Origin of the sequence: Bacillus manliponensis (assembly GCF_000712595.1) — a bacterium.
Lineage (GTDB): Bacteria > Bacillota > Bacilli > Bacillales > Bacillaceae_G > Bacillus_A > Bacillus_A manliponensis.
This window is the reverse complement of sequence record NZ_JOTN01000006.1, coordinates 149,467-175,768: the sequence shown is the minus strand read 5'-3', so window position 1 is coordinate 175,768 and position 26,302 is coordinate 149,467. Positions and strand designations below refer to the sequence as shown.

The 26,302-nt window shown below is 34.5% G+C and carries 26 protein-coding genes; 11 read left to right on the top strand and 15 right to left on the bottom strand.

Going from position 1 to position 26,302, the window contains the following annotated elements:
- Positions 1-38 precede the first annotated feature (38 nt).
- The 7 genes from BAMA_RS09645 to BAMA_RS09615 all read right to left on the bottom strand — a co-directional run bounded on the left by BAMA_RS09645 (position 39) and on the right by BAMA_RS09615 (position 7,667).
- Positions 39-401 (bottom strand): carboxymuconolactone decarboxylase family protein, encoded by a 363-nt coding sequence (locus tag BAMA_RS09645; RefSeq protein ID WP_034638580.1) that lies wholly within the window; start codon positions 399-401, stop codon positions 39-41.
- A 91-nt stretch (positions 402-492) separates the two neighbouring features.
- Positions 493-1,983, bottom strand: a complete 1,491-nt coding sequence (locus BAMA_RS09640) for an alanine/glycine:cation symporter family protein (protein WP_034638579.1) — start codon at positions 1,981-1,983, stop codon at positions 493-495.
- A gap of 127 nt (positions 1,984-2,110) precedes the next feature.
- Positions 2,111-3,595: an aldehyde dehydrogenase family protein gene (locus BAMA_RS09635; protein WP_034638578.1), complete on the bottom strand. Its 1,485-nt coding sequence runs from the start codon at positions 3,593-3,595 to the stop codon at positions 2,111-2,113.
- A gap of 14 nt (positions 3,596-3,609) precedes the next feature.
- A complete protein-coding gene (gene dapA / locus BAMA_RS09630; protein WP_034638577.1) occupies positions 3,610-4,506 on the bottom strand; it encodes a 4-hydroxy-tetrahydrodipicolinate synthase in 897 nt (298 codons plus the stop codon).
- A 28-nt stretch (positions 4,507-4,534) separates the two neighbouring features.
- Positions 4,535-5,461 carry a proline racemase family protein gene (locus BAMA_RS09625; RefSeq protein WP_034638576.1) on the bottom strand — a complete coding sequence of 309 codons (927 nt, stop codon included), beginning with the start codon at positions 5,459-5,461 and terminating at the stop codon, positions 4,535-4,537.
- A complete protein-coding gene (locus BAMA_RS09620) occupies positions 5,458-6,495 on the bottom strand; it encodes a proline racemase family protein (protein WP_034638575.1) in 1,038 nt (345 codons plus the stop codon). The genes BAMA_RS09625 and BAMA_RS09620 overlap by 4 nt, the downstream gene beginning before the upstream one ends.
- On the bottom strand, positions 6,495-7,667 hold the full coding sequence (locus BAMA_RS09615; protein WP_034638639.1) for an NAD(P)/FAD-dependent oxidoreductase: 1,173 nt from the start codon (positions 7,665-7,667) through the stop codon (positions 6,495-6,497). The genes BAMA_RS09620 and BAMA_RS09615 overlap by 1 nt, the downstream gene beginning before the upstream one ends.
- Before the next feature lie 282 nt (positions 7,668-7,949).
- Between BAMA_RS09615 and BAMA_RS09610 the strand changes: the two genes are divergently transcribed.
- From BAMA_RS09610 to BAMA_RS09595, 4 genes are all read left to right on the top strand, one after another.
- Positions 7,950-9,587, top strand: coding sequence for a sigma-54 interaction domain-containing protein (locus tag BAMA_RS09610; RefSeq protein ID WP_034638574.1), 1,638 nt, complete (start codon positions 7,950-7,952; stop codon positions 9,585-9,587).
- A gap of 70 nt (positions 9,588-9,657) precedes the next feature.
- Positions 9,658-9,930 carry a (2Fe-2S)-binding protein gene (locus tag BAMA_RS09605; RefSeq protein WP_034638573.1) on the top strand — a complete coding sequence of 91 codons (273 nt, stop codon included), beginning with the start codon at positions 9,658-9,660 and terminating at the stop codon, positions 9,928-9,930.
- Positions 9,927-10,259, top strand: coding sequence for a (2Fe-2S)-binding protein (locus BAMA_RS09600; protein WP_034638572.1), 333 nt, complete (start codon positions 9,927-9,929; stop codon positions 10,257-10,259). The genes BAMA_RS09605 and BAMA_RS09600 overlap by 4 nt, the downstream gene beginning before the upstream one ends.
- On the top strand, positions 10,256-11,488 hold the full coding sequence (locus BAMA_RS09595) for an NAD(P)/FAD-dependent oxidoreductase (RefSeq protein WP_034638571.1): 1,233 nt from the start codon (positions 10,256-10,258) through the stop codon (positions 11,486-11,488). Before BAMA_RS09600 ends, BAMA_RS09595 begins: the two co-directional genes overlap by 4 nt.
- Before the next feature lie 47 nt (positions 11,489-11,535).
- Here the strand turns inward: BAMA_RS09595 and BAMA_RS09590 are convergent, their stop codons facing one another.
- Together BAMA_RS09590 and BAMA_RS09585 are read right to left on the bottom strand one after the other, a co-directional pair.
- Complete coding sequence (locus BAMA_RS09590) at positions 11,536-11,841, bottom strand: YxcD family protein (protein ID WP_034638570.1); 306 nt, start codon at positions 11,839-11,841, stop codon at positions 11,536-11,538.
- Positions 11,829-12,284, bottom strand: a complete 456-nt coding sequence (locus tag BAMA_RS09585) for a hypothetical protein (RefSeq protein ID WP_034638569.1) — start codon at positions 12,282-12,284, stop codon at positions 11,829-11,831. Before BAMA_RS09585 ends, BAMA_RS09590 begins: the two co-directional genes overlap by 13 nt.
- 244 nt (positions 12,285-12,528) lie before the next feature.
- Between BAMA_RS09585 and BAMA_RS09580 the strand changes: the two genes are divergently transcribed.
- Positions 12,529-13,290, top strand: coding sequence for a DUF1836 domain-containing protein (locus BAMA_RS09580; protein WP_034638568.1), 762 nt, complete (start codon positions 12,529-12,531; stop codon positions 13,288-13,290).
- Between the two features lie 15 nt (positions 13,291-13,305).
- Here the strand turns inward: BAMA_RS09580 and BAMA_RS09575 are convergent, their stop codons facing one another.
- Positions 13,306-14,442 (bottom strand): HD domain-containing protein, encoded by a 1,137-nt coding sequence (locus BAMA_RS09575; RefSeq protein WP_034638567.1) that lies wholly within the window; start codon positions 14,440-14,442, stop codon positions 13,306-13,308.
- A 132-nt stretch (positions 14,443-14,574) separates the two neighbouring features.
- Between BAMA_RS09575 and BAMA_RS09570 the strand changes: the two genes are divergently transcribed.
- Positions 14,575-14,826 carry a hypothetical protein gene (locus tag BAMA_RS09570; protein ID WP_034638566.1) on the top strand — a complete coding sequence of 84 codons (252 nt, stop codon included), beginning with the start codon at positions 14,575-14,577 and terminating at the stop codon, positions 14,824-14,826.
- Positions 14,827-15,691: 865 nt separating this feature from the next.
- Here the strand turns inward: BAMA_RS09570 and BAMA_RS09565 are convergent.
- Positions 15,692-16,666, bottom strand: coding sequence for a hypothetical protein (locus BAMA_RS09565; RefSeq protein WP_034638565.1), 975 nt, complete (start codon positions 16,664-16,666; stop codon positions 15,692-15,694).
- Positions 16,667-17,025: 359 nt separating this feature from the next.
- On the opposite strand from BAMA_RS09565, the gene BAMA_RS09560 reads away from it, so the two are divergent.
- Positions 17,026-18,186: a tyrosine-type recombinase/integrase gene (locus BAMA_RS09560; protein ID WP_034638564.1), complete on the top strand. Its 1,161-nt coding sequence runs from the start codon at positions 17,026-17,028 to the stop codon at positions 18,184-18,186.
- Between the two features lie 51 nt (positions 18,187-18,237).
- Here the strand turns inward: BAMA_RS09560 and BAMA_RS09555 are convergent, their stop codons facing one another.
- Positions 18,238-18,471 (bottom strand): hypothetical protein, encoded by a 234-nt coding sequence (locus tag BAMA_RS09555; RefSeq protein WP_034638563.1) that lies wholly within the window; start codon positions 18,469-18,471, stop codon positions 18,238-18,240.
- Between the two features lie 213 nt (positions 18,472-18,684).
- Between BAMA_RS09555 and BAMA_RS09550 the strand changes: the two genes are divergently transcribed.
- Together BAMA_RS09550 and BAMA_RS09545 are read left to right on the top strand one after the other, a co-directional pair.
- Positions 18,685-19,656, top strand: a complete 972-nt coding sequence (locus BAMA_RS09550) for an MBL fold metallo-hydrolase (RefSeq protein WP_034638562.1) — start codon at positions 18,685-18,687, stop codon at positions 19,654-19,656.
- Between the two features lie 175 nt (positions 19,657-19,831).
- Positions 19,832-20,248 carry a hypothetical protein gene (locus BAMA_RS09545; protein ID WP_034638561.1) on the top strand — a complete coding sequence of 139 codons (417 nt, stop codon included), beginning with the start codon at positions 19,832-19,834 and terminating at the stop codon, positions 20,246-20,248.
- A gap of 26 nt (positions 20,249-20,274) precedes the next feature.
- Here the strand turns inward: BAMA_RS09545 and BAMA_RS09540 are convergent, their stop codons facing one another.
- Positions 20,275-21,135 (bottom strand): DegV family protein, encoded by an 861-nt coding sequence (locus tag BAMA_RS09540; RefSeq protein WP_034638560.1) that lies wholly within the window; start codon positions 21,133-21,135, stop codon positions 20,275-20,277.
- A 154-nt stretch (positions 21,136-21,289) separates the two neighbouring features.
- On the opposite strand from BAMA_RS09540, the gene BAMA_RS09535 reads away from it, so the two are divergent.
- Positions 21,290-21,610, top strand: a complete 321-nt coding sequence (locus BAMA_RS09535; protein ID WP_034638559.1) for a hypothetical protein — start codon at positions 21,290-21,292, stop codon at positions 21,608-21,610.
- 483 nt (positions 21,611-22,093) lie between these two features.
- On the opposite strand, the gene BAMA_RS09525 is transcribed toward BAMA_RS09535, so the two are convergent.
- Complete coding sequence (locus BAMA_RS09525) at positions 22,094-23,866, bottom strand: SgrR family transcriptional regulator (protein WP_051758913.1); 1,773 nt, start codon at positions 23,864-23,866, stop codon at positions 22,094-22,096.
- A gap of 62 nt (positions 23,867-23,928) precedes the next feature.
- Between BAMA_RS09525 and BAMA_RS09520 the strand changes: the two genes are divergently transcribed.
- Positions 23,929-25,140, top strand: coding sequence for an MDR family MFS transporter (locus BAMA_RS09520; RefSeq protein WP_034638556.1), 1,212 nt, complete (start codon positions 23,929-23,931; stop codon positions 25,138-25,140).
- Positions 25,141-25,243: 103 nt separating this feature from the next.
- On the opposite strand, the gene BAMA_RS09515 is transcribed toward BAMA_RS09520, so the two are convergent.
- Positions 25,244-26,191: a nucleoside hydrolase gene (locus BAMA_RS09515; protein WP_034638555.1), complete on the bottom strand. Its 948-nt coding sequence runs from the start codon at positions 26,189-26,191 to the stop codon at positions 25,244-25,246.
- Between the last annotated feature and the right edge of the window lie 111 nt (positions 26,192-26,302).

Genomic DNA, 26,302 nt, shown 5'->3' with positions numbered 1-26,302 from the left:
TACAAATCGCTAACCTATATACCTCCGTAATGTGCTATTTAATGTTGTGATCCTCTTAATTCCGTCATACATTCTTGCACTAACGTCACCGCTTGACTCATAGCTGCTCCACCTGCAAAAGCTGCCGCCACGCCGCATGCTTCTAGTACTTCTTTATCGGAACAACCTTGATCAATACAACCTTTCGTATGATAAATTGTACAGTATTCATCTTGCATTGCTAAACTAATGCCTAATGCAATTAACTGTTTCTCGCGTTTTGTTAAAGTACCTTCTTGAAAACAGGCCTGCGTAAAGGCATTATAAGCTTCTGCGACGTCAGGTATTTGCTGGGTAAACTTACCGAGCCCTTCTTTGTAATGAACAAGTGCTTCATTTGTAGAATTTTGTTGATATTCCATCATATTCCCTCCATTACATAATATATGAGGTTTAGTATTTACAAAGACAATGATTATATCCAAAAAGATAGCATGCGGGAGCTATTTTTCACTATAATTTGAGATTATTATCAGTAGAAACACTTTCTTCTACAACCATTCCTTCTTTATTCGTATACACATCTTCCCAAAACTCAACACCTTCAATTCCAGCTTGTTTCGGATCAAATACTGGATCTTTTCCTTCTTTCCTTTGCTTTTCATAGTCTTTTAATACTTTTAAAGCTGGCTTTGTTAATAATATAATGGCAAGAAGATTGAGCCAAGCCATACTGCCAATTCCTAAATCTCCAAGGTTCCATAAGAGAGAAGCGGATTCAACACTTCCGATATAAACCATAATCAAAAAAACAACTTTCAGTACAGTTTTTAACCATTTCCATTTGAATTTGTGATCTAAATAAATGAGTGTAGTTTCTGCAATATAGTAGTAAGCAAGTAGTGTAGTAAAAGCGAAGAAAAAGATTGCGATGGAGACAAATAATGGACCGAATCCAGGGAATATTGTTTCTACAGCTTGTTGTGTATAAACCGGACCAGCTTCTATATTTCCCATCTTTTGAACGATAGGCTTTTGTCCTTCTGGTGTTACATTATACATTCCTGTTATTAAAATCATAAGTGCAGTTGCTGTACAGACAACAATTGTATCAATATAAACAGAGAAAGCTTGCACGAGACCTTGCTTCGCAGGATGTGACACTTCAGCAGCCGCTGAACTATATGTTGCTTCACCAACACCGGCAACATTTGAAAAAACAGCTCGTTTTACACCCCAAGCAATCGCAGCTCCAACAATTCCTCCAAATAGTTCGTTTGTTCCAAATGCACTAGAAAAAATAAGGGCAAACATAGTTGGGATTTCTGTTACATTGGCAAGTAGTACTATACATGTAACGATTACATACCCAATTGCCATAAAAGGGACTAACATTTGTGAAGCAACTGCAATTCGTTTTACACCACCAAAAATAATTGCACCAAGTAAAGCTACTAATAAAATACCTGTAATGTATTTGCTTATTTGAGACGAATTTTCAAATCCAACTGCAATGCTACTTGATTGTATTCCTGGTAATAACAATCCATAAGAAAGTGTAACAACAATTGCAACAAGAACCGCAAACCATTTCATTTTTAAACCTTTTTCAATAAAATACGGTGTTCCCCCGCGATACTCATCTCCAACTTTCGTTTTATACAACTGAGAAAGGGTCGATTCTACAAATGCACTAGCCCCGCCGAGCAACGCCATCACCCACATCCAAAACACAGCTCCAGGACCACCGAAAGCAATTGCTGTTGCTACCCCCGCAATATTCCCAACTCCCACACGGCCAGATAATGATAAACAAAAAGCTTGAAAAGATGAAATGCCTTCGTTTGAACTTTTGCCTTCTCTAAGTAATTTTATCATTTCTATAAAATAACGAATTTGTACAAATCTTGTTATAACAGAGAAGTAAATCCCAGCTCCTAATGCAAAAATTACTAATCCAATACTCCAGACCTGTCCTACTAACCATTCTACTACACTCGCCATCCAATCCCCTCTTCCCACCTTAATTGTATAAACCCCACTAAAATAAAACGCTTTCATTTTTTCTATATTGAAATGGAACGGACAACTTGTTATCCATTCAAATTGTCCGTTCCCCCTCATATAACCATCATTTTAAATTAACCCAAACGCTTTTTACTTCTGTATAATTATCAAGAGCATAGGAGCCTAATTCACGTCCAATACCGGATTGTTTATAACCACCAAACGGCGCTGCTGGATTTTCTAAATTATAATCATTAATCCAAACAGTACCTGCCTTCAATTGATTAGCAATTTGATGTCCAGTTTTTATATTTTGTGTCCATATCCCAGCGGCCAACCCGTAAGAAGAACTATTTGCACGTTCAATTACTTCTTCTATCGAATCAAACGGCATGATGACAACAACTGGGCCAAATATTTCCTCCCTCACAATCGTCATGTTATCAGTTACACCTGTAAAAATGGTTGGTTGAACAAAGTATCCTTTTTCAAATGAGCTATCCCCCCCAGCTACAATTTTTGCGCCTTCTGCCTTTCCTTGCTCAATATAACGTAGCACCCGTTCTTGCTGTTTTTTTGAAACAAGCGGTCCCATATCTGTATCTGGATCTAATCCTGAGCCAAGCTTTACACCTTTTGCTAAAGCTACAAACTCCTCAACTACTTGTTCATAATGTGTTTGGTGGACAAACACACGTGAACCAGCGCTACAGTTTTGACCATGATTGTACATAATGCCATGGAATGCACCTGGAATTGCTTCAGATAAATCAGCATCTTCTAAAATAATGTTAGGTGATTTTCCACCAAGCTCTAGTGTTACATGTTTAATCATATCTGCCGACTGCCGCATAATGTATTTTCCTGTCTCAGTTGAACCGGTAAAGGCAATTTTGTCAATATGAGGATGATTAACAATAGCAGTACCAGCTCCTTGTCCGAAACCTGTGACAAAGTTCACAACACCATCAGGAAACCCAGCTTCTTGGAATAGCTGTGCTGTATATAGTAAAGATAATGGTGTTTGTTCAGCAGGTTTTAATACAATGGTACAACCTGTCGCAAGAGCAGCTCCCATTTTCCAAGCTGACATGACTAACGGATAATTCCAAGGAATGATTTGTCCAACGACACCAATAGGCTCATGACGTGTATAATTTAAGTAATCTTTTGAAATTGGAATTGTCTGTCCTAATATCTTTGTTGCCCATCCAGCATAATAGCGATAATTCTCAACTGTGGCTGGAATATCATCTTCTAGTGCCGCTTGATATGGCTTTCCATTATCTAACGCTTCTAATTGAGCAAGCTCTTCTTTATGTTCCTCAATTAAATCTGCTAATTTATACATAAGGTGTGCACGTTCTGCAGCTGTCATCTCAGGCCATTTTCCTGTTTCAAAAGCTTTCTTTGCAGCTCTTACAGCAATATCAACATCTTCCTTTTGTGCTTCGCTTACAACCGTGAGCACCTCTTCTGTAGCTGGATTGTATGTTTCAAATGTTTTCCCACTAACAGAAGATACAAAATTCCCATTAATAAAAAGCTGAGCTTCTTTCTCTAAAAATGCACGAACACGTGGTTTTAATTCAATCGTTGCTTTTAGCATCTCTTTTCCCCCTTTTATACAGTTGATTTCGCAGTAATATGTGACAAAAGATTCTTTAGTCTTTCACCTTCTTCTTTTGTAAGTCCTAAACGTGGATGACGAGACGGTCCACCAACTTGCCCCTTTAATTCCATTGCGCGTTTTACGATTTGCACATACTTTCCGGATTCTTCAAGAAACGTACCAAGCGGTAATATCCGATCATTGATTTCCCAAGCCTTCTCCAATTCACCGTTTTGAACATACTCGTACATTTGTGTAACCATTCTCGGAACGATATTTCCAGCAACAGACACCCATCCAGTTGCTCCAACTAAATAAGATTCCATTACTAAATCCTCTGATCCACAAAATACTTCAAACGCTCCGTCTGCTTGCCTAATAAGATCTCTTGCTTTACGAATATCTCCGCTAGACTCTTTTATATAAGTCACATTCTCACACTCTCTACCTATTTTCAGCATAAGCTCTGTACTCATATCAACTCCGGAAGTAAAAGGGTTGTTGTATAACATAATTGGTATATTTACTGCATCTGAAATTTGTTTGAAATGAAAATAAATCTCTTCTTCTTTTGGTTTACAATAATACGAATTTATGATTAATGCGCCGCTTGCACCATGCAACTCAGCATGTTGTGTATAAGCGATTGTTTCTTTCGTTGTTTCAGCTGCCGTACCTACAATAACAGGAATTCTCCCATTTACTTCTTTTAATACAACTTCAGCCATTTCCATCCGCTCTTCTTTTGTTAAGCTAACAAATTCACCTGTACTTCCGTTAATAATGATGCCTGCAACATGTTGTTCTATAAAATAATTCACATTATTTTTCACACCATCCCAATCAATTTCCTGTGCTTCATTCATTGGCGTAATTAATACTGGAAATGCTCCTCTTATCATTTTCATCTCTTTATCCCCCTTCAAAATTAAATTTCTATTTTAATAGAAACCCTTCTGGAAACGGGTCCGTTTCTTCTAATAAAAACGTTTGCATTCCTGTAATAAATCCTCGGCTTTGTATTGCAAAAACATCTCCACTCTTTATTTTCTCTACCTTTTGTATAACTAAAGAACTATGAAATATACTTTCATTTATAAATGATAGAGTGTAATCTTTATCTATACTTGAAAGAGCGCTCATATAACATGCCATCGTAGAACCGAATCCTGGAGATCGGACGATGTATTCATCATTTCGAAACGTAATCGTTTTAATGCGCCGCTCACTTATATGCGAGTCATCCATTAATACAATGCGCTGTACCTCACTAGTTTTGAAATAAGTATCATAAATTGTTCTCATCCATTCTTTTAAGATTGGTAGATTTGTAACATCAATCTCCCCACATTGTTCAGGTTTTTGAAAAACAGCATACAAGTAATCCGCTTGTATAAGAGTATATGCCGCTTGCTTTTGAACGAAATGGCACGGTGCACTTATTAATGTAACAGACACAACTGTATGATTTTCTACAATAGCAGTTACAGAAAACAAACCGAGAACCGTTTCAATCGTATATTGGTTTGTTTCTTTTTGTTTTAATTGACCACTCTCTAATAAAACAGTTAAACTAGCAACAATTCCCCCGTAATGTAACGGTACTATGCCTTCTTGATTAATAAATAAAACAGCAACATCTGCTTGCAAGTCAGTTGGTGGAACAATAATACACCCACTCATACCTGCAAAGCCTCTTGGTTCTTGGAGCAATACTTTTATTTCTTTCATAAAAGAATATGAAAGCTTCTCTTGTACTTCCGCCAAGCTGCTGTAACGCATAAATGGTATATCTTTTATAATGCGAAAAGTTTCTCCAGCTACATGTACATCGATAGCTGTATACATGTTTTGAACATTCATGTTACCTCCTCCGTTTCATGCTCCATCGGCGGAATAAGAAGAAATCCTTCTTTTAGTGGGTCTTCTTCATTGTAGAAAAAGCGGTGCATTCCCATTACCCAGGCACTTCCGGTAATTTTAGCTACAACTGCTTCATATTCTTTTATAGATGTCGTTTCCAATATACGTCCAGTAAATAATGAACCGACGATACTTTCATGGATAAAAGTTTCTCCAACTTTAATTTTTCCGTTCGCATATAATACAGCCAATTTTGCAGATGTCCCTGTACCACATGGAGAACGGTCGATTCCTCCTGGTGGAACAACAACCGTATTTTTGACATGTGCCAGCTCATGTGTAGGCTCTGTAAAAAATTCTACATGTGTTAATCCTTGAATAAATGGATACTCAGGGTGAACAATGGAATGTGTTTCATTAATCGTATTTCGAATACGAATCGCTGTTTCAATGATTTGCGAAGCATTGTCTACCGTTAATTGCAGTCCAACTGATTTTGCATCTATAATGGCGTAAAAATTCCCGCCATATGCAATATCGGCTTCAACATTTCCTATTCCATCAACTAAAACAGAAACTCGCTGCATGAAAAACGATGGAACGTTACAAAATGAAACTTCTTTTGCAGTGCCGTCTTCTATAAAAATCTCAACTTGCACAAGTCCTGCTGGCGTATCTAATTTGAGCGTAGTAATTGGTTCCATCACTTCAATTAACCCGGACGCTACAAGCGCTGTACAAACACCAATCGTGTCATGACCACACATTGGTAAATAACCACCGGTTTCTATGTAAATCACGCCAATGTCAGCTTCTGGGTGACACGGATCTGTTAATAGCGCGCCAGACATCACATCATGTCCACGTGGTTCATTCATTAAAAACTTACGAATCCAGTCGTAATGTTTTTTCATATATAACATCTTCTCAGACATCGTGTTCCCGATTAACGACGGAAGACCACTAATCAATGTCCTTGTTGGATTTCCACCTGTATGTGTATCAATTGTAGTAAACACCTTATGTGCCCTCATCAGTGCAACACCCTTTCTGTAAAACGATTAAAACGAAGTGGTTCAGCTGGAATCGATGTGTTTTCTCCATTAATAAGCTCCTCCATTAACTTTCCAGTAACTGCAGCAAGACTAATTCCATCTCCTTCATGACCAGCGGCTATATAATAATTTGGAATGTTGTCTACTTGTGAAACTATCGGTAAATGGTCCTCAGTCCACGGCCTTAAGCCGGTGTAGCACCGAATGACCATCATATCTGCCATCTTTGGATAAAAACGAATCGCCCGATTTGCAATACATTTCATCACTTCATTGTTGACATTTGTATGAAATCCGGCAAACTCTCTACTGCTACCGATTAAAAAATTTTGACTCTCCGTTGGCTCAAAAACTAGCGCGACACCATATTTTTCTGTTAATGAATCAACACGGCGTTTTCCACCAAACTTTGAAATTAAGTAGCCAAATTCCATTACTTTGCGAGAACCAACGTGTTGTTGTCTAGAAGCAACAATAATATGCCCTTTTCTTGGCTGAATAGGAATAGAAAGATCCAGCATTTCACCAATTTTAGGAGCCCATATCCCAGCGGCATTGACAACATATTTTGCAGTAAAGCTCCCATTTGTTGTTTCAACAACGAATGAACCATCTTCCCTTTTCTTCATTTCTTTCACTTCTGTATAGGCGAAAGCTTGTGCCCCTAATGTTTTCGCTCCTTCAAGAAGTGCAAAAGCAAGCAAATATGGATTTACGGTTGAATCGGTTGCACATTCTAATCCTCCTAATAAATCATCTGCAAAAAAAGGCGACTCTTGCCGTATATCTTGCCGGTCTAACATACGAAACGGCAAACCTGCATTTCTTTGTCGCTCTACCCATTGTTTTGCAGCTTCCATCTCTTCATCAGACTCACAAACGAGAATACTACCTGGTGCTCTATATTCAAAAGGATGTTCTAATTCTGAGCTTAATTCATCTACTAGACGTTGACTAAATAGTGACATTTGACTATCAAACCCTGGGTCCTTATCAATTGCTAAAATGTTTCCATCACACCTTGAAGACGTACCACTCACAAATTCTCCTTTCTCAATGATTGTTACCTCTTTTCCAGATTTTGCGGTATAGTATGCGATAGCACAGCCGATAACCCCTCCACCAATGATTAACACTTCACAATGCTTTATCGTGTCCACCTCCTTCTTTATAAAATTTCTATACATCTTTCATAAAGCAATTTATATGCCAAGTTATAGAGTGAAGCTTCAATCAATGTTTTTTCTTCATCCACGCTAATTGTCAAGCAGTTTATGTGGGATAAAATTTTGTGTTCAAACTAAAAAGTCACTATTTTTTCTCGCTATAAAATGTTAGTAAAAAATAAGTGTAAAAATATTTATACTATTTAAATTGAAAGTGTATAATTTTTTTAATAGTGTAAATATCTTTTGACAGTTTAGGAGGGGCTTATGGCATTTTCATTACGAAGTATAAAAGAATTTATGAGATATTATGAGAAAACAGATGATAATCGACAAAATGGAGAATCGTATGATCAGGCTAAAGCAGCTCTATGTGCAATTGTAAGTGAGGAGAATCCGCTTCCTTCTTTAATCAATGCATGTTATCAACATTCTGTCGTAACGATTACCAATCAAAATGGGGATGTAATGTATCAAATAACAGCGGCTCAAGTCATGGAGATGTTATACATGCACTATAATCGGCTGCTAGCATTCTATAACACAGTGATTCAAACAACTGATGCCTCCGTTACTGTAATCGATGATGAGGAACGCGTTCGTACATGGACAGAAGGTGCTGAAAAAATCTTCTCGGTGAAACAAAATGATATTATCGGGAAGCCGATTACACACTTTTTCGATTACAACAATTTAGAAATTTTACAGTCCCTTTATAAAGGAAAAAGCATTACAAAGAAATATCATCAGCCCCGTTCAGATCTCTTTGTGTTAATTAATTCTAATCCTGTTTATTTGCAAGAAAAGAAGATCGGTGCTGTTGTTTCAGAAACAGATGTAACGAATCAAATCCTATTAAATGACAAATTATTTACTATGTCACACGAAGTACATCGTTTAGAACAAGAGGTCGCAAAATATAAAGATGCAAAAGATCCTTTTTGTGTCATTAAAGGTACAAGCAAACCTTTACAAAGGGCTGTTCAACTCGCTCGTAAAGTATGCTCTGTAAGATCGACAGTTCTTATACTTGGAGAAAGTGGATCTGGTAAAGAAGTGTTTGCAAAAGCAATTCATGAAGCAAGCGAAAAACAAAATGCTCCGTTCATTTCTATTAACTGCGGTGCAATCCCTGATGCTTTATTCGAAAGCGAATTGTTTGGATACGAACGTGGTGCTTTTTCAGGAGCAAACACGAAAGGAAAAAAAGGAAAAATTGAACTTGCAAAAGGCGGTACGCTATTTTTAGATGAAATAGGTGAAATGCCGCTTGATATGCAAGTAAAGCTGCTACGCGTCTTACAAGAACGAAAATATTATCGTGTTGGCGGGGAAAAAGAAATGCAGATTGATTTTCGAATCATAGCGGCGACCAATCGTGATTTACAAGCACTCATGCAAGAAGGAAAGTTCCGTGAAGATTTATATTATCGATTAAATGTTGTTAGTTTATATATCCCGCCTTTACGAGAAAGACGTGAAGATATTATAGAGTTAACACATCACTTTTTGAACGATTTTGTTATGAGCTACGGCAGGCCCGTTCATGAAATATCTCCAGAAGTAATGCAAGAGCTGCTTACTTATGATTGGCCTGGTAACATTCGTGAACTTCGGAACGTTATGGAGCGGCTCGTTGTATTTGCAACGGATGGCATCATTCGAAAAGAATATTTACCTTTCCACACAAGTAGTAATAAGATTGAATTCCATAGCAACCCTACTCCTAAAGACATTCAAGAATATACGATTTTACCGCTAGAAGAAGAAATGAATCGCCATGAGAAAGAAGTACTGGAAAGAGCGTTACGATTGTTACATGGAAACAAAGCGGAATGTGCAAAGCAGCTTGGAATTACAAGAGCAACGTTATATAACCGATTAAGACGTCTTGGGCTACAATAACTCCCTTATCTCCTCTTGGCATAGTTTTTGCATGATTATATTTGTAAAAGTGTTTAGAGGAGGTAACGATATGAGTTCTACCGAAAACATGATTATTTGCCGCTGCGAAGAAGTAACGTATGAACAAATCCGCTCTCTACTAGAACAACATCAATGCTCAGCACGAGAATTAAAATTACGAACACGAGCTGGTATGGGCTTTTGCGGAGGCCGTACATGCAGAGTTGCACTTGAGCGAATGCTTGAAGGTTTATCTCATCATGAAAATCACCATAATCCCCCGCTCAAATATCAACCGCCCATTCGGCCTATATCATTTGGAATGGTAGGTGAAAATCAATGACGCGAATTGTAAACCACCCCATTTTAGGAGATTTAGAAACTAGAGAAAAAGTAACTTTCACCTTTGATCACATCCAATATGAAGCATATGAAAATGAACCGATTGCTGCCGCACTACTAGCAAATGGGATACGGAAATTACGTGTTCATGAAGATAGCGGAACAGCTAGAGGGATATACTGTAATATTGGTCATTGTGTAGAGTGTCGCGTTACAGTTGATGGCTTACAGAATATAAGAGCATGCTTAACAGTTGTAAAAGACGGAATGGTTGTTGAAAGCGGAAAACAACTTCCGAATATCGTAAGAGAAATGGTTAAAAAACGATGATGGACGTAATTGTAATTGGCGGCGGCCCAGCAGGTTTAGCTGGTGCAATTTCTTGTGCAAAGTTTGGTCTAAAAGTTATGATTGTCGATGAATTTATAAAGCCTGGTGGTAGATTGTTAGGACAACTTCATCAAGAGCCTTCTGGTGAATGGTGGAATGGGATTAAAGAATCAGAACGTCTTCATGAAGAGGCAAAAGATTACGGAGTAGAAATTCGATGTGGTGTATCAGTTTATAATTTAGAAACAAACGAAAAGTTATGGTATGTACATACAAGTATTGGAACATTAGAAACACCTTCTGTACTACTTGCAACTGGAGCAGCTGAATATCCGATTCCATTACCAGGATGGACGCTTCCTGGTGTTATGTCAATTGGTGCCGCTCAAGTTATGACAAATGTCCATCGTGTGAAAGTTGGGGATAATGGTGTGATTATCGGTGCTAACATTTTAGCATTTGCCATTTTAAATGAACTGCAATTGGCTGGTGTTCAAGTGCACCATATTGTCCTGCCTCAAAAAAATGAGTTAAGTAAACATGCAGGTGAGCCAAAATCAGTCATGAAATCTCTTTTGCAGGTATCACACCTTGCCCCGTCTCCTTTACTTCGGATGGGAAGTCGACTTATGAAAAATGAAACGTTACGAAACATGGGTCTGCACTTCTACCCAAAAAACGGATTCAAAATTAATGGCACACCTTTAAAACTGCGACAGGCTGCGCTTGAAATTATCGGTACAGATCAAGTAGAAGGTGTTCGCGTTGCCGATATCGATATACATGGAAATCAAATCCTAGGGACAGAACGTATTTATGAAGCGGATTTTGTCTGTATAGCCGGTGGTTTATATCCATTAGCAGAACTAGCAGCAGTAGCTGGATGCCCATTTCGGTATATCCCAGAGCTTGGCGGCCATGTCCCTCTTCATTCAGAAGCAATGGAAACCCCTCTTCATGGTTTATTCGTAGCTGGTAATATTACAGGTATTGAAAGCGGGAAGATTGCAATGATGCAAGGAACAACAGCAGGATTATCAATTGCGAAATCTGCACTTACCCATTCAAAAACAGTCGAAGAACAACTACAGCAAGCAATGCGAAAAGTTCATGAAGTTAGGCAGCAAACACCGATTCAATTTCATCCAAACATCCATATAGGCCGCGGCATAATGAATCAATTATGGGAAGAGTTTTGCTTAGCACATTATAAAAACAAAATTGTATAAATATAAAAAGAGCTGCTTGAGATAGTGTTCTCAAGCAGCTCTTTTCCTTATTCATACGAATTATTTAATGTTACAAGCGCGATAATACCCTCTTCGTCGTTTAGTTCAAGCTGAATTCTTGCCGCAAATGGATTTATATTATATTCATTATCAAGCCATAAGCGTAATGCTTCAATTAAGTTTGCTTGAATTAAAATTTGTTCACGTCCATTTACTTCGACTTCAGCTGAAAATCCGTAATCATCATAGACGAGCTCTACAAGTACTTCTTCTGGTCCAACTTGTCTTTTTTTTGCAATATATACACAAAGCGCATTAATTAATTCTTGTTCTGAAATTTTTACTGTCTCCATGCCGCTTCTTCCACCTGTTTTTTACGTTTATCTTTAAAGTGTTTAAAGATTCGAATTGCAATCATGATAATACCAACCATAACTAACATATTTACCATGAACGCTAAAATCGAACCAAGTACACCCATGTTAGCAAATAAACTTCCAAGTAGTAAACCACCAAGACCACCTAGTAAAAGACCTTTCATTAAACCACTTTTACTCTTCTTTGGTGCTGTATTTGTTGCTTTCGTTTTAGAATCTGGAGATGTCTTTTTTACGTTTACGTTAGAATCTGATTTTGTTCCGCCAAATTTTGATTTGTCTGTTTGTCCTGAAGGTGGAGTATAAGATTTCTTACCAGATTTGTACCCTTTTGCATCAACATGGTTTACTCCAATAAAGCTACCAGCAGTGAAAATTAACATAAATGCTGTTAATACTGTAACAATTTTTTTCATCATAATTTTGAGTTCTCCTTTTAGTATATATTTAAGTTTAAAAGAAAAGTTCTTATGACCTTATTATATGAACTTTCATGAGAATAATCAAGAGCTATTTCTTAACTTTGTGAAGAAATTTATATTTTTCTATACAAAATACAGATAAAACATATAATAAGAAGGAAAAATCATGAAATAGCATTGACTTTCAAAAGAACAATACATATCATAGGTTCATAAGAACTTTTTTACGGAGGTGAAAAAGATGGAAACATTTCATCTCACACGAAACGAAATGGCAAGACTTCTTCTCTCATTAAGAGGATGGGACACAAATAAGCCTCTTGCAATTTTACAAGAAGCTTGGGCGAAGTCACATAAAAAAGATATTGAAAGTGGCGAAAGTGTAACCGCATTTATTACAACTGCACTCTCTCCAATATTTGAAAAATTAATTAAAATTGAAGAAACTGATATCGGATTTTCTTTAAATGAAATTGTTGCACTTGGTAATCAAATTGAAAACACAAAGTTTTCAGCAACGGCACTGCAAAATTGGGTAAAGCGTGATATAAAAGAAATGATCGGATCACCGCAAAAAGGAAAGAAATACTCAGTAGAACAAGCAGCATTACTATTTATTGTAGAAGACTTAAAAACGGCACTTGATTTTGAATCCATCCGAAAGTTACTTCGATTAATTGTAAACGATCCTGCAGACCGAAGTGATGACTTAATTAACCCGGTCCGTTTGTATGCAGCCTACTCTTCTTTATTTGAAGAATTAAACGCAAGTGGTTATACACAATTAAAAGAAACCGACACAATCCATACAATCGAGCAAATTATTAAAGAAAAAGCAGATGCAATCGCTAGCACATTTGAGCATATTACAAGCGCTCAAAGAGAAGCAATCCGAAACGCAATCATCATTGCAACATTATCGGTTCATACGGCATACGTACAAATGTTAGCAAAGCGCTATGTATCAGCTACGTTATTTTTACAAGAATTACACATCGAATAGGAGCGATTTTCGCTCCTATTTATTTTCTATAAGGTTTTCTTCCAAATAACATATATACTCTTTCGCTGGAATATCTACAATGTTTTGAATATAAACTGATAAATGTTTAATATCTTCAATAAAAGTGTCTTTCTTAATGAAAATACCACCTGTATAAGAACTATAATTCTTTTTCTCAGTTACCTTATGAACAATATGCATGCCCTCTATTTTTTTAAACCCTTCCCCCCATTTTAAACTATGCTCAGACTGAAGATATAACGCTGCTAAATAGCTTAATCTCCCGTTATTTCTAGATGCAAATTGCTTAATTTCATCGTGAATCATCTCATCGTGTAATTGCAGAAAATCTTCTATTTGTATATTTACATCTTCCTCCATAAAAAAGTTACATAAAACTGGATTTACAAACGCAGTATCACTTTCTCTCGCTTCTCGAAAAATTTCTTGGAATAACAAATCTTTTCCGATGACAAAGGGATGACCAAAGCCTTCATGATACAAATGTTGCTTTATATGAACAAGATGTTCAATAAACGGAATACCAGTCTCTTCGATAATAAGTTGTTTATTTATATAACGGATTGTAGAAATTAGTTTATCAATAGGAACTAACTCAAGCGATAATGATGAGTAATGTAAATCACGATTCCAAAAGTCTAACTGGTCGACTCCGAGTGAAGAAAACATAATATCCTCAATAAGTTGAAATTTCCCTTCTCCTTGTAGCACGTTCACAACATCTTCTAATAAATTTGGTATTTTCTCTAATATAGAGCGAATCTCTAGGTTTTCTCGAATAATTCGAATCGTTAAATCGCCATGATCTTGCTGACATACTTTTTGAAAGCAGTGTGAGAAAGGTCCATGACCGATATCATGAAGTATTGTGGCAATCATTGCTACTTTTCTTTCATAAGGTGATATGGTAATATCTTGTTTTTCCATAAGGTGTGTAATCACCTTGTCCATTAAATGATATACACCGATGGAATGCTCGATTCTTGTATGAACAGCATTAGGATGTAGAAAGTATGTATGCCCTTGTTGTTTAATAAGCGATAACCGTTGAAACGCTTTTGTTTTGATTAGTGCTTTTACTTCTTCATCTTCAATTGTAATCGTTCCATAAATCGCATCTGTTATCTTCATAATATCCTCCTTCGATTCATTAGCTATTCTATTATAAAGAAATTTCAAAATATTTACTAGCGATATTTTCCATTATGAGCTCTTTTGAATTGGACATGCTAAAAGATATAAACATGAAAGGAGGAAAAGAAAATGAAGAAGAAAAAATTTGCTTTTGCACTTTTATCTACTCTCGTTTCAGCTGGTTTATTATTCGGGTGTAACCCAGGTGTTGATGAAGAAGAACCAGATCCAACAGAAGAGCCTTCTGAGCAAATGGAACAAGACACGAGAAAAGACAATGGCGTTGACGAAGAAGAGCCAGATCCAACGGAAGAACCTTCTGAACAAATGGAACAAGACATGAGAAAAGACAACGACGTTGACATGGACAATAATAAATAGTTCGAGCACTCATTCAATGAACTAAAATTTAAGTCAGTGGAGGTCCCTTTCCTCCACTGACTTAAAGAATCACTTTTATAACTACAAAATTAACATGTATAAAAAATGAATATGCAAGAAACAAAAACAAATATGTAACAGTTACAATATTACATTTGAATATATATGTTAAAGCAAATTCACAAACCAATTTTTTGTGAAATATCCTGATGTTTATAACATTGAAATTTCTCTAATATTTCCTCATCTAAATCATTATATCAACAAACAGTCCTCTCTTATATCTTTGGGAGCTTATTTGTATGTGTTTCCGAATTTTTAACTTAAACTGTTTCTTGTAACCCCTTTCGCCTTAACAAATGATAAAAGATCGATTGATTTGGCTAACACTCAGTAGTAAATGAAGAAAATCCCATTGATTAGATTTTTAATTTACATATTCCTATTATCACTTAAAGTGAATATAGATTCATAAAAAAGAATAAATATTTATCCATCCCGCATTAATGGGCTGTAAGACTCCTCCTCAAAACTTAGGGGATTCAGAGAAGTTTAGGTGGGAGATTAACAGTCCGTAAAAGTGAGGGATGGAGAACCCTCCACTGAGTGAAGTTTCACTTTATGTGAAATTTATTCTTTTCTTACACTTCACTTCATACATCATTTGTTTCAACAATTTTAATTAACTATAACTTGATTATGTAAATAAAAATAACTAAAATTTGATAAAAACACCATAACAATTCCATAATGATGTTTTTATCGAATTGAATCCTATAGTATTCTTTTTTATTTAAGATAGATTATAGATGAATCTGAAGAGTCTTTTTTTCGAAACTCCCTTGTTTTTTTACAAAATAAGGATTTAAAATGTGTCTCGGTGACGAATCAACTTCTCTTGAATGGCACTCGTAATAAATTCTTCAATTGTAATATTTTCTCGGTTCGCAATTTCATTCACAGCTTGATATTGAGATGATGATAATACAAAGCTTTTTGTTACACTATTGCTATCTAAATAAATACTATCATTTCGTCTTTTTACTATTTTTCCTTCAATAACATACGGCGTAAGCGAATCCATCCATTCTTGTTGCATAGATACAGGAACTTCAATTAGTGATTGACGAATATCAATAATCCAAAAGTTATGCTCTTCTGAAATACGGATGTTTCGAGGTGATACATATTGTAATAATAAATCTATGCGCTGGAATACATCATGTCTTAAATAATGTACTTTTGGAAAACGTAGTTTCATAAATCCTTGATGGTGACTTCTAGGTTGCTCACTTAATGTGTGAACTGGGGTAAATCCCTTTTCTTTCGCCTCTTGTAATGTCATCTTATTCTCAAATTCATCCGTTAGTACAATATCTCCACGTTTTGGAATGGATGTCGCGCGAGCAATTGTATTTCCATAAGCAAACTTTTGTAATAATAAAACATGATACTTTCTTGAATATGTATATAGTTGATTGGCATCATCTAATTGTGCTACTAAACGAGTTACATCTTCTTCATTCACAAATTTCGTTTCTTTATTTCTATGTATTCGAATTTTATATGTTAACTCGCCTTCTTCTACCCATTTATACAATTGATACATACTCACTTGAAATTTCTTACTCGCTTGATTTAATGTCATCCCATCAATTTGTAGTTGTGTTTGTAGTTTCACCACATCTTCTTTTCGAAATAAGAAACTTCCATCAAGACGCCACGTTTCTTTATTAATTGGAACAAGCTTCTCTTCTGTCATTAGCTTTTTACATGTAAAGCTTGTAATTTCTAAAAACTCTTTAACTTCATTAGTATCCATATATTGCTGATCATACATGTAAGACAAACCCTTTCTATTTATATTAAACATTTATTTTATTTCTAGTAAAAGTTGAAATATAAAATAAAACGTTATAAAAACTAATTTTATTATATCATATATAACAAGGAATTTAATTTTACAGTTTTCAAATAAGTAATCTCTTTTTACTTTTAATTTCAAATATATATCATTTTTATTCGACTAAGCAAAATTTAATTTTACAAATCAAAAGTTAACCATAGAAAATGTGAGATTTTCTATGGTTAACTACTGCTATTGTATTTTAATAAGATGACCTTTAAAATAAAATATAAGTACATTTCATATTAAATATAAACAAAAACTATCTATAATAAATAAGGATTTGATGGACTTTGGAATCTAATATAATACCAAAACACAGTAGTAATTCTTTACGTACCAATCTACAGTATAAAGAGAAATTCGCAAATGCGATTGCATTATGGAATGAAGATTTCTTAACACAAGCGGAATACCGCAAAGAAGCAAATGAACGAAATGATACATATTCATACGATGATTTTTCTGATGAAGAAATTCTATATTATTACTTGAACCGACAAACACATTTTGATAAGGAGAAACGAATAAAAGATGCGTCCCGAATTTTATATTCGCGTGATTTAACTCAGTTTTATTTCTTTATTCGTGAGCATCACTCTTTTTTACAAAGTGATGTAGAAGATTATATAGAAGGACAAGTTTGGGGGAATTTACGAAAACGACATATCCGAAATTATCAACGCTGGTTATCGGAAGAAGCTATTTCAGATCAATCAAAAGAAACATACAAACCAGCAACTATTAGCCGAAAACTACGAATTATCCGTTCCTTTTTAAAATGGCTTTATGAAATTCAATATATAAAAGAGCCGTTGTATATTGAATTTTTGAGTACTACTATATCGAAAAAGCATAAGCCAAAGCGAGAATTATCATATGAAGAAGTGACGGAATTGCTGAATTTTTATAAAAATAACCCTATTAATTATGCCCTTCTTTCTATATTAGCGACAACTGGTTTACGTGTTGCTGAAGTTGCGAATGCACAGTGGGCAGATTTAGAATATGATACGATTCGTGATCGTTATTATTTATATGTAAATACAAAAGGTGATTCGGAGCGCATCGTTCCAATAAATAAAGAAGTGTATCGGCGCATTGTAGATTTTCGGACTCGACGCCGTTTGCCAGTGCAGTTAGGGGTTGAAAACGGAGGCACAATTTTTCAAACAAAACATCATACAGTATATAAAGAAAACTATTTATCTCAATACATTACCAAAATTATAAAAGATACAAACTTACCGTTTACAAAAGATATGAAAATAACACCTCATTTCTTCAGACATTTTTATGTACAATACTTATATGACTATAAAAAATTGCCACCTCATGTGATTGCCGCAGCTGTTGGTCATAAAGATGATCGAACAACGAAAGAAAATTATTTAAAGCAACGACTACTAAAAGATCACGATGCTGGTAATTTAATTGATGAAAATGAATTTTAATAGAAAGAGAGCAACCACATAGGTTGCTCTCTTTCGTTTACAATAATTTTATTATGAAGCTAGAGAATAACGGTTTTGATTTCTTCCTTCCCCTCTATCTTTTCGAATATATTGCTTTGCGACTAAATTTACTAACGCATCATTTAATGTTTTATATGACAAATTCGATAATGCAAGTAAATCATTTGTATACAATACGTAATGCTTTTCTAGTAATAATAAAATCAGTCGTTCAGAAGGTTTTAATGCTTCGTCACTTTCAAGAATATAATCTATGTTTTTCATAACAATACCTTTTCATATATTTTTAAATTCATAAAATAGCTATATTTATTGTATTGAAATTATATAATAAATAATGAATTTCATCAATATATATTTAAAACTGTTATATCTTTTTATTGCTGAATGATAAAGTCTTAATACATGAAAAAAAGCACATTATAGGATACACTATGATAGTGCATACAAAATTGAATGATACAAAAAGGAGTTACAATGAGCAAAAGATATAAAAATGAAATTCCAACTAATAATGACTTTAGCGTAAATTCAGTGCTAACTCTTGTGAGAGATTATATGAAAATAAAAAATGACTTACGTCCAAAATCTCATATTCCATTTATGCCATCTACCACAAAGGTGCATGATAATAAACAGTCTTCAAAAGCAATATGGTTTGGACATTCCGCTGTACTATTAGAAATCGAGGGGAAAAAAGTACTATTTGATCCAATGTTTGGACCTAGCTCTTCCCCTTTCCCTATATTTACAAGCAAACGTTATAGTGGACCATTCTCAATGGAACATGAAGCGTTACAAGAAATTGATGCAATTTTCATTTCACATAACCATTATGATCATCTAGATTATTCAAGTATTTTAAAATTAAAAGATCGTACAAAATATTTCTTTGTACCAAAAGGTGTGAAACGTTATCTTTTAAAGTGGGGCGTTGCACCTGAAAAAATTAGCGAATATAGCTGGTGGGATGAATTCGAATGGAATGGACTTACAATTGCTTGCACGCCTGCAAGACACTTTTCAGGAAGAGGTTTATTCGATCGTGATTGCTCTCTTTGGTGTTCATGGGTTGTATTAGGAAAAAATACAAAAGTTTATTTCAGCGGAGATAGTGGTTATGCTCCTCATTTTAAAGAAATTGGGGAAAAGTATGGTCCCTTCGATTTAACATTTATGGAATGTGGACAGTATAATGATAGATGGTCTTCAATTCATATGATTCCAGAAGAAACTGTACAAGCACACATTGATGTAAAAGGTAACATACTTGTTCCTATACATTGGGGTACTTTTACACTTTCCTTACATGAATGGAGTGATCCAATTCATCGTGTTACATCAGAAGCTAAAAAACACGGCGTATCTATCGCTACTCCGCGTTTAGGAGAAACAATTATAATTGGCTCAACCAATATTCCACAGACAACATGGTGGAATGAACAATAAAATCTTAATAAAAAACTTACTCGTTACATATGTTGAGTAAGTTTTTTTATATTGGAGTGACACAATATAAATCGATAAAACAAAATCATCCAAATCCTATCTATTTCGTATATTCTATGTGCAAATACATATAACTAGTTGCAAAGACAGTATAGGGATCGGGCGGTGTTACCTCATGTTGAAAAAAATATTATTGATTACCTTATGTATTTGTAGTTTATCAACAATCGGAATAGCGAAAACGAATAAACAAGTTGAAGTGTTTGACTGTACAAAACAAGCCGTAATTGCAAAATACTCCTTACAACCTCACATTGAAGAGGCCGCTATTTTATATGCTAAGTCAATTACAGGTGTATTTAAAAATGTTAACGCGATTCCAAAAGATGGATTTATGATAAAAGTTCCCCTCTCTTCTCAAATCCCTATACAAAATCGCTGGATCTATACACACATAGATGAGGTGATGATTTTGTTACCGAAACATGAACCGCCATATATCATGATATATGATGATGAAAATACCCCTCACTTTTATTATGTAAAAAACAATCCTAAAGAATTACTGAAAAAGTTACACGTAAATCGGTAAAGGTTTGATCATGATTCGATCAAACCTTACTCTGTTTTATTTGCAAAAAACACGCCTAACACACCAGGTCCAACGTGTGCACCAACTGCCGCTCCAATTGTATGAACAAGAAACACTTCACATCCATATGCTTCAGTAAGCGCCTCTTTTAATTTTTTTGCATTTTCTAAATCATCACCGTGACCAACACCAATTACTTGATTTCTTAAATTGTCTCCTCGTTCACCGATAATTTGTATAAGGCGGTTTAATAATTTCTTTTCACCACGTACTTTTTCAAATGGTGAAACTTTTCCATCTTTCACATGTAACAATGGCTTTATATTCAAAAGTCCACCAACAAACCCTGCTGTTTTACTTAAACGTCCGCCTCGAACAAGATATTGTAAATCGGCAACTGTGAAAATATGTTCCATATGATTACTTAAAAAAGTAACACGTTCCATAATCTCTTGTTTTGTTTTACCTTCCTTTGCCATCTTTGCTGCTTCTAATACGAGAATACCTTGCCCAAGTGAAGCACATTTTGTATCAATAATTTCTATATCGAACTGAGGGTATGTTTCTCTTACTTCACTTTGAACAAGTACAGAGGACTGATAGGTACCGGAAAGTTCTGCAGAGACAGCTAAATAAATACATGAAACTTCTTCTTTTGCATACTTCACAAAAGTATTTTCCATTAATTGTAATGGCGGTAGTGACGTTTTGTATCGTCTTCCCTCTTTCATATTTCTAAGTAACTGTTCAGCTTGTAATGTTACACCGTCTAAATATTCCGTCTCTTCTTCATCATATACTCTAATTGGAATAACCTCTATATCATACATTTGCACCAACTCTTTTGGTAAGTCTGCGGCACTATCTGTAATAATTTGAATACTCATTATTTTAACCTCATTTCTATACAATATTTTTTATAAGTATATTCAAGCTTTTACAATAACAACTAAAAAATTGTAATTACAATTTCATGTTTTGTCCAAAAAGCGTTATAATAAATTGTAGCCTCTACGATCACGTAATAAAGGAGAATAAACTATGGCTAAAATTAAAGTATACCAACCAAAAGAAGAAAATATCGATGCAGTAAAAAATCTGATTGATGTGGAAGAACAAAACCCAACAGCTACTGATTTAGAAAATCTATATGCATGTGTATTAGAAACTGAAGATATGCCCTTACCAGATTCTTACGTTGAAGAAGACATTTTAATCGACTCTGTCGAAGGAATGGTAAACGCATCTCAAAGTAAAGTAAGAAACTTAGGCGTTTATGACATGATTGAAGTACATAACAAGGGCAAGAAACTTCAAATTTTACTATTAGCTGACGAAGAGTACGAAGTTATTGAAGGATAATAATTTCCGGTAAGATGAAGTCCCAAGAATGAAATCTTGGGGCTTTCTTTTTGTTTCATTGGTATCCTATCTCTTAAAACTTCTATACTCAAAACTTCAAATCCTTTTTAAAAACAAGAAAGATGGTCTACATATATGAACCATCTTTGTTAAAGATATTATGGTGTATTCCAAAAGAGCGACATTCCTACAAAATATAATACAAATAACACTAAAGATAAAATAGAAACAAATATAATAGCCTTCCCTAATGTACTTTTCTTTTTCATGAACCCTAAACTACACACTATAAGACATGAAAAAAGTGCACCAATCATCAAAAAAAAATTTCCCGTTTTAAAATACGTGATTAAGAACAAAACTGCAATTCCAAAAGATATGAATAAAGAAAAATGAACTATATGTTTATTCATTTCCAAAATATCTCCCCCCGAATATAATTACATACATTATACAAAATTATGGATGTTGATATGTGAAAACTCATGATTTAAACCAAATATTATAAAAATCAATCCAACCTTGAGAATTAATTACTGCATTTTGTACTTTTTCATGTGTAATAACTTCCTGTTTATTACGATATAAAGGAATAACATGTATATGTTCGAGTAATTTGCTTTCTATTCCACCTAATATTGTAAGACGTTTTTCCCTACTCTGTACCGTAAAGAAACTAGAGAGTTGTTCTTGAAAAAGAATTGAACTATGTTGATGTATAAAGCTATTCTTTGCTAAAAATAAAAAAAGAAAGCTTATCTCAGTTTGTTCACTAATCGTTGCGCTGTCATGAATGATGTCGGCTTCTTGTATTGTTTTCTCCTGCAATAACTCCTTTGCATCCAAAAAATGAAGCTCAATAGAGATACCATACTTTTTACATTCCTGCTGAATCCATCCCCCATCTTCAACATGATCTTTATCCATAAAAGTATATAATAATAATGTTTCTCCGTTATAGACACTGTTTTTTATTAATTCATGAATATCTTCTTTTTTTGCTTTATACTTCTTTCCTAGTAAAAATTCATTTGCAATTTCATCTCGATTACCTGCTAAATCTTCAATCAGTTTATTTGTATGGATAATTTGATGTAGTGCTTTTCGAAATGTTTTATCTTGCATTGGGCTTACTTTATTTACATTTAAAGTTACATACGTTACATTTCTTTCGACTTCAGACAGATTTTGATAATGCTGTTCATTTCTATACTGTGCTGCTGAAGAAATATCATATTCCTCTTTTTGTTCGGCTTCTTTCCAAAACTCAATACAATCTAGAAATGGACGCTCCCGAAAGTACGAATGGTGTGCTTCTAATATAAGCTTCTTTTCATTATGTGTCTGTATGATAAAAGGCCCTGTTCCAATTAAGTTTTGCCTGTTATCTTTCTTGATGATGGAACATTGTTCAGTACTTAAAATTTGCAAAAAGAGCACGTTTTCTTTATGTAAATGTATTTCTACAGTATATTCATTAAGCTCTCGTATTTCTTTTATATGTTCCAACATCCATATGTATGGGTTATCTCTTTTATTTAAAAATCTTTCAAATGTATACATAACATCTTTTGCTGTAAATATAGTCCCGTTATGAAAAGTGACACCTTTTCTTAAATAAAAAGTCCATACTATTCTCTTATCATCATATTCCCAATGAAACGCAAGTCTAGGCTCTATCACACCTGTATAAATATTAAAATAAACAAGCGTATCATATATATGTTTGGCAATATGACATTCAGATCTTAACGAAACAAGTGTAGGATCAAAATTTGAAATACATTTTATATTCGTTTGCAACCGTAATATATCTTGTCGACCTTGTTTTGTTACTTCAACTTGATGACCAAAAAGTGTGTCTATCCAACTGTCAAATTGATGAGATAGATACGGAAAGTACGAGTTGTACTGCTTTACAAATGTTCTTCCACCATTTATATCCCCTTTTTTCGTAATCTCCTTCCCCATTTCTAAAATAATTATATCCGGGTGTTTCAAAAATACAATATTAGAGCGATTACCTCTTCCACGGCCCGGTTTCCAACAAATCCACTCTAGCTCTTCTAACTTTTTTATAATGAATTTACTATTTCGAGTTGTACAAAATAATGTTTCACTTATGTTTTGTATCGATATTTCCAATTTTTTATCTGTTCGCTCATTATTCATATACTTAATCCATAACTGTATGTACTGCTCCAAAATGACCATCTTTCTTCCCCCTTTAAAAGGTGAAAAATCCCCTTCTTTCATTCTACCCTTTTTAGAAATATGCTTCCATCTTAAACTTCAAATATAGGAAGGAGATGTATGGTATGACATATTTCATAAAGCATTATAGTAAACCGATTTGGATTCGAATGATTGGTGAATTATTAACGAGTATTACAACCTCTATGTTAACTGTTATCTTTATTGTACACATTAACAAAACATTAGATGGGAACATTACTCTCACAATGTTACTTTTTGGTTTGCAGCCACTTACTGATATTATTTTCACATTGATTGCAGGCGGGGTAACAGATCGATATGGAAGAAAAAAACTGATGGTAATTGGATTAATACTACAAGCTATTGCAATTGGAGGATTTGCATTTTTTGAATCAGCATTGTTATTTGCGATGCTCTATATAATAAATGGCATTGGTCGATCACTATATATTCCGGCGCAACGTGCTCAAATTACTGACCTTACAAAAGAAGAAAAACGCGCTGAAATATTTGCACTTCTTGGAACAATCACCGCAATTGGTGCAGTTATCGGTCCTTTACTCGGAGCTTTTTTATATGAAACGTATCCAATGTTTTTGTTTTTACTACAATCTGTTACTCTCTTTTCATACGCAATTCTTGTATGGACACAATTACCTGAAACTGCTCCAATAATAGAAAGCAGCAAAGAAAAACTAGAAAAGATAACATGGAAAAGCTTTTTCTTGAATCATCATGCTATATTTCTACTAATGTTATGTACACTGCCAATTAGTTTTTTCTATGCGCAAACAGAGACAAACTATCGGATATTCGCTGAAGATCTTTTCTCGAACTTCTTATTTGTTCTTGCTTTTCTTGCTACATGTAAAGCAGTCATGCAAATTGCATTACAAATTGCTCTTGTAAAATGGTCAGAAGCTTTCTCAATGCCTAAGATTATGATAATGTCTTATAGTTGCTTTACACTCGCAGCAATCGGTTATGGATTTTCAAACAGCTTATGGCTATTATTTTTCACACTTCTTATCCTAACAGTTGGCGAAAGTATCGCATTAAATCATTTACTTCGTTTTGTTGGAAACATTGCCCCAAGTCATATGCGCGGGCGCTATTTTTCTATATATGGTTTACACTGGGATATTTCAAGAACATGTGGACCATTCATTGGTGCAATTATATTACAAAAATATGGTGGTACCGTTTTATTTCTTATATGTGCAGGATTTTTAATTATCGGAGGAATTTCACAGACGATTTTCACTTATATTTTAGAACAAAATAGAAAAACCTACACTCAAAAGATATCATAAACAAAAAAGGTGTTTTTACATATAGAAAACACCTTTTTGTAATATTTTGTGGTTACTTTATTATAAAATGTCTTCTTGATTTCATAGTCCTACATTAAATTTTTCATGAAAATGTTTCACCAGTCATTACAGTCATAAACTCCTTAAAAAACTGTTTGTAATTCATATTTATTGCAATCCTATGTTTAGGACGATTACCAAACGTTTCAGGTTCCAAAGTAGGCCTAAAATCTCCTATACTTTGTCCTCTTATAGTATCAAATATATTGACCATCACAGAAGATTGATAGTACGTAAAAATATCTTCACGATTAAGAGCAATCAAAGTTAGCGCATCATGAACCGGGCTACCTTGTATCCCAGGAACTTTCTTTTGATAAAATTGATAATAGTAATAGTCTAACAGAGGCTTTAAAAACTTAGTCTTTCCTTTAGAGTGAATATAATTAACCATTTCTGGTGTTACGATAGCTGACTGTGTAACATTCAAAGGATAAATTGATAAGTTTGTTGCATATCTCATTATAATATTAGCCGCTACTGGATCACCATAAAAGTTAGCTTCGGCAATTGGAGTAACATTTCCTGGATATAGAAAAGCGCCTCCCATAATATAATAAGAACGGACATTTTTCATGACATCCCCATAAAGGAGAAATAAAGTTGCAAGAGAAGTTAACCTTCCAGTATTTACGATAATAATTTCATTTTTGTACTGTTTAATAAGTTTGAGAACTTCAAAGAAATTCTCAAACATTTTAGGCTCTAGCCCTGGTTGAATGGGTCCTATCCCGAATGTACCGTGAACTTCTGGATAAAAAGTTTCAACCTCTGCAGTCATGGAATGTTCTGCCCCACCAAAAACTTCTATATATTCTTTCCCTACACTTTTAAGTAAAAAACGAACATTTCTAATAACGTCTGTTTTAGGTACATTCCCATAATCTGCGACAATTCCTATAACATCAATCTCATTTGTTAAATGTGCATACGTAAGAGCTATCGTATCATCAATTCCAAAATCTCCAAAAAACAATACTTTTTTTCCCATACAATATTTCTCCTTAACTTTAGCAGTAGTTTTCTAATGAGTATAAGTAGGGATTATAATATAAGATTGTTCTTATACCTTTTCGTAGCTATGTCTACTAACGAATTAATC

Excerpts from the sequence above, each read along its gene's own strand:
- BAMA_RS09645 (WP_034638580.1), bottom strand. The coding sequence starts at position 401 with ATGGAATATCAACAAAATTCTACAAATGAAGCACTTGTTCATTACAAA.
- BAMA_RS09640 (WP_034638579.1), bottom strand. The coding sequence starts at position 1,983 with ATGGCGAGTGTAGTAGAATGGTTAGTAGGACAGGTCTGGAGTATTGGA.
- BAMA_RS09635 (WP_034638578.1), bottom strand. The coding sequence starts at position 3,595 with ATGCTAAAAGCAACGATTGAATTAAAACCACGTGTTCGTGCATTTTTA.
- dapA (WP_034638577.1), bottom strand. The coding sequence starts at position 4,506 with ATGAAAATGATAAGAGGAGCATTTCCAGTATTAATTACGCCAATGAAT.
- BAMA_RS09625 (WP_034638576.1), bottom strand. The coding sequence starts at position 5,461 with ATGAATGTTCAAAACATGTATACAGCTATCGATGTACATGTAGCTGGA.
- BAMA_RS09620 (WP_034638575.1), bottom strand. The coding sequence starts at position 6,495 with ATGAGGGCACATAAGGTGTTTACTACAATTGATACACATACAGGTGGA.
- BAMA_RS09610 (WP_034638574.1), top strand. The coding sequence starts at position 7,950 with ATGGCATTTTCATTACGAAGTATAAAAGAATTTATGAGATATTATGAG.
- BAMA_RS09605 (WP_034638573.1), top strand. The coding sequence starts at position 9,658 with ATGAGTTCTACCGAAAACATGATTATTTGCCGCTGCGAAGAAGTAACG.
- BAMA_RS09600 (WP_034638572.1), top strand. The coding sequence starts at position 9,927 with ATGACGCGAATTGTAAACCACCCCATTTTAGGAGATTTAGAAACTAGA.
- BAMA_RS09595 (WP_034638571.1), top strand. The coding sequence starts at position 10,256 with ATGATGGACGTAATTGTAATTGGCGGCGGCCCAGCAGGTTTAGCTGGT.
- BAMA_RS09590 (WP_034638570.1), bottom strand. The coding sequence starts at position 11,841 with ATGGAGACAGTAAAAATTTCAGAACAAGAATTAATTAATGCGCTTTGT.
- BAMA_RS09585 (WP_034638569.1), bottom strand. The coding sequence starts at position 12,284 with ATGATGAAAAAAATTGTTACAGTATTAACAGCATTTATGTTAATTTTC.
- BAMA_RS09580 (WP_034638568.1), top strand. The coding sequence starts at position 12,529 with ATGGAAACATTTCATCTCACACGAAACGAAATGGCAAGACTTCTTCTC.
- BAMA_RS09575 (WP_034638567.1), bottom strand. The coding sequence starts at position 14,442 with ATGAAGATAACAGATGCGATTTATGGAACGATTACAATTGAAGATGAA.
- BAMA_RS09570 (WP_034638566.1), top strand. The coding sequence starts at position 14,575 with ATGAAGAAGAAAAAATTTGCTTTTGCACTTTTATCTACTCTCGTTTCA.
- BAMA_RS09565 (WP_034638565.1), bottom strand. The coding sequence starts at position 16,666 with ATGTATGATCAGCAATATATGGATACTAATGAAGTTAAAGAGTTTTTA.
- BAMA_RS09555 (WP_034638563.1), bottom strand. The coding sequence starts at position 18,471 with ATGAAAAACATAGATTATATTCTTGAAAGTGACGAAGCATTAAAACCT.
- BAMA_RS09550 (WP_034638562.1), top strand. The coding sequence starts at position 18,685 with ATGAGCAAAAGATATAAAAATGAAATTCCAACTAATAATGACTTTAGC.
- BAMA_RS09545 (WP_034638561.1), top strand. The coding sequence starts at position 19,832 with ATGTTGAAAAAAATATTATTGATTACCTTATGTATTTGTAGTTTATCA.
- BAMA_RS09540 (WP_034638560.1), bottom strand. The coding sequence starts at position 21,135 with ATGAGTATTCAAATTATTACAGATAGTGCCGCAGACTTACCAAAAGAG.
- BAMA_RS09535 (WP_034638559.1), top strand. The coding sequence starts at position 21,290 with ATGGCTAAAATTAAAGTATACCAACCAAAAGAAGAAAATATCGATGCA.
- BAMA_RS09525 (WP_051758913.1), bottom strand. The coding sequence starts at position 23,866 with ATGAAAGAAGGGGATTTTTCACCTTTTAAAGGGGGAAGAAAGATGGTC.
- BAMA_RS09520 (WP_034638556.1), top strand. The coding sequence starts at position 23,929 with ATGACATATTTCATAAAGCATTATAGTAAACCGATTTGGATTCGAATG.
- BAMA_RS09515 (WP_034638555.1), bottom strand. The coding sequence starts at position 26,191 with ATGGGAAAAAAAGTATTGTTTTTTGGAGATTTTGGAATTGATGATACG.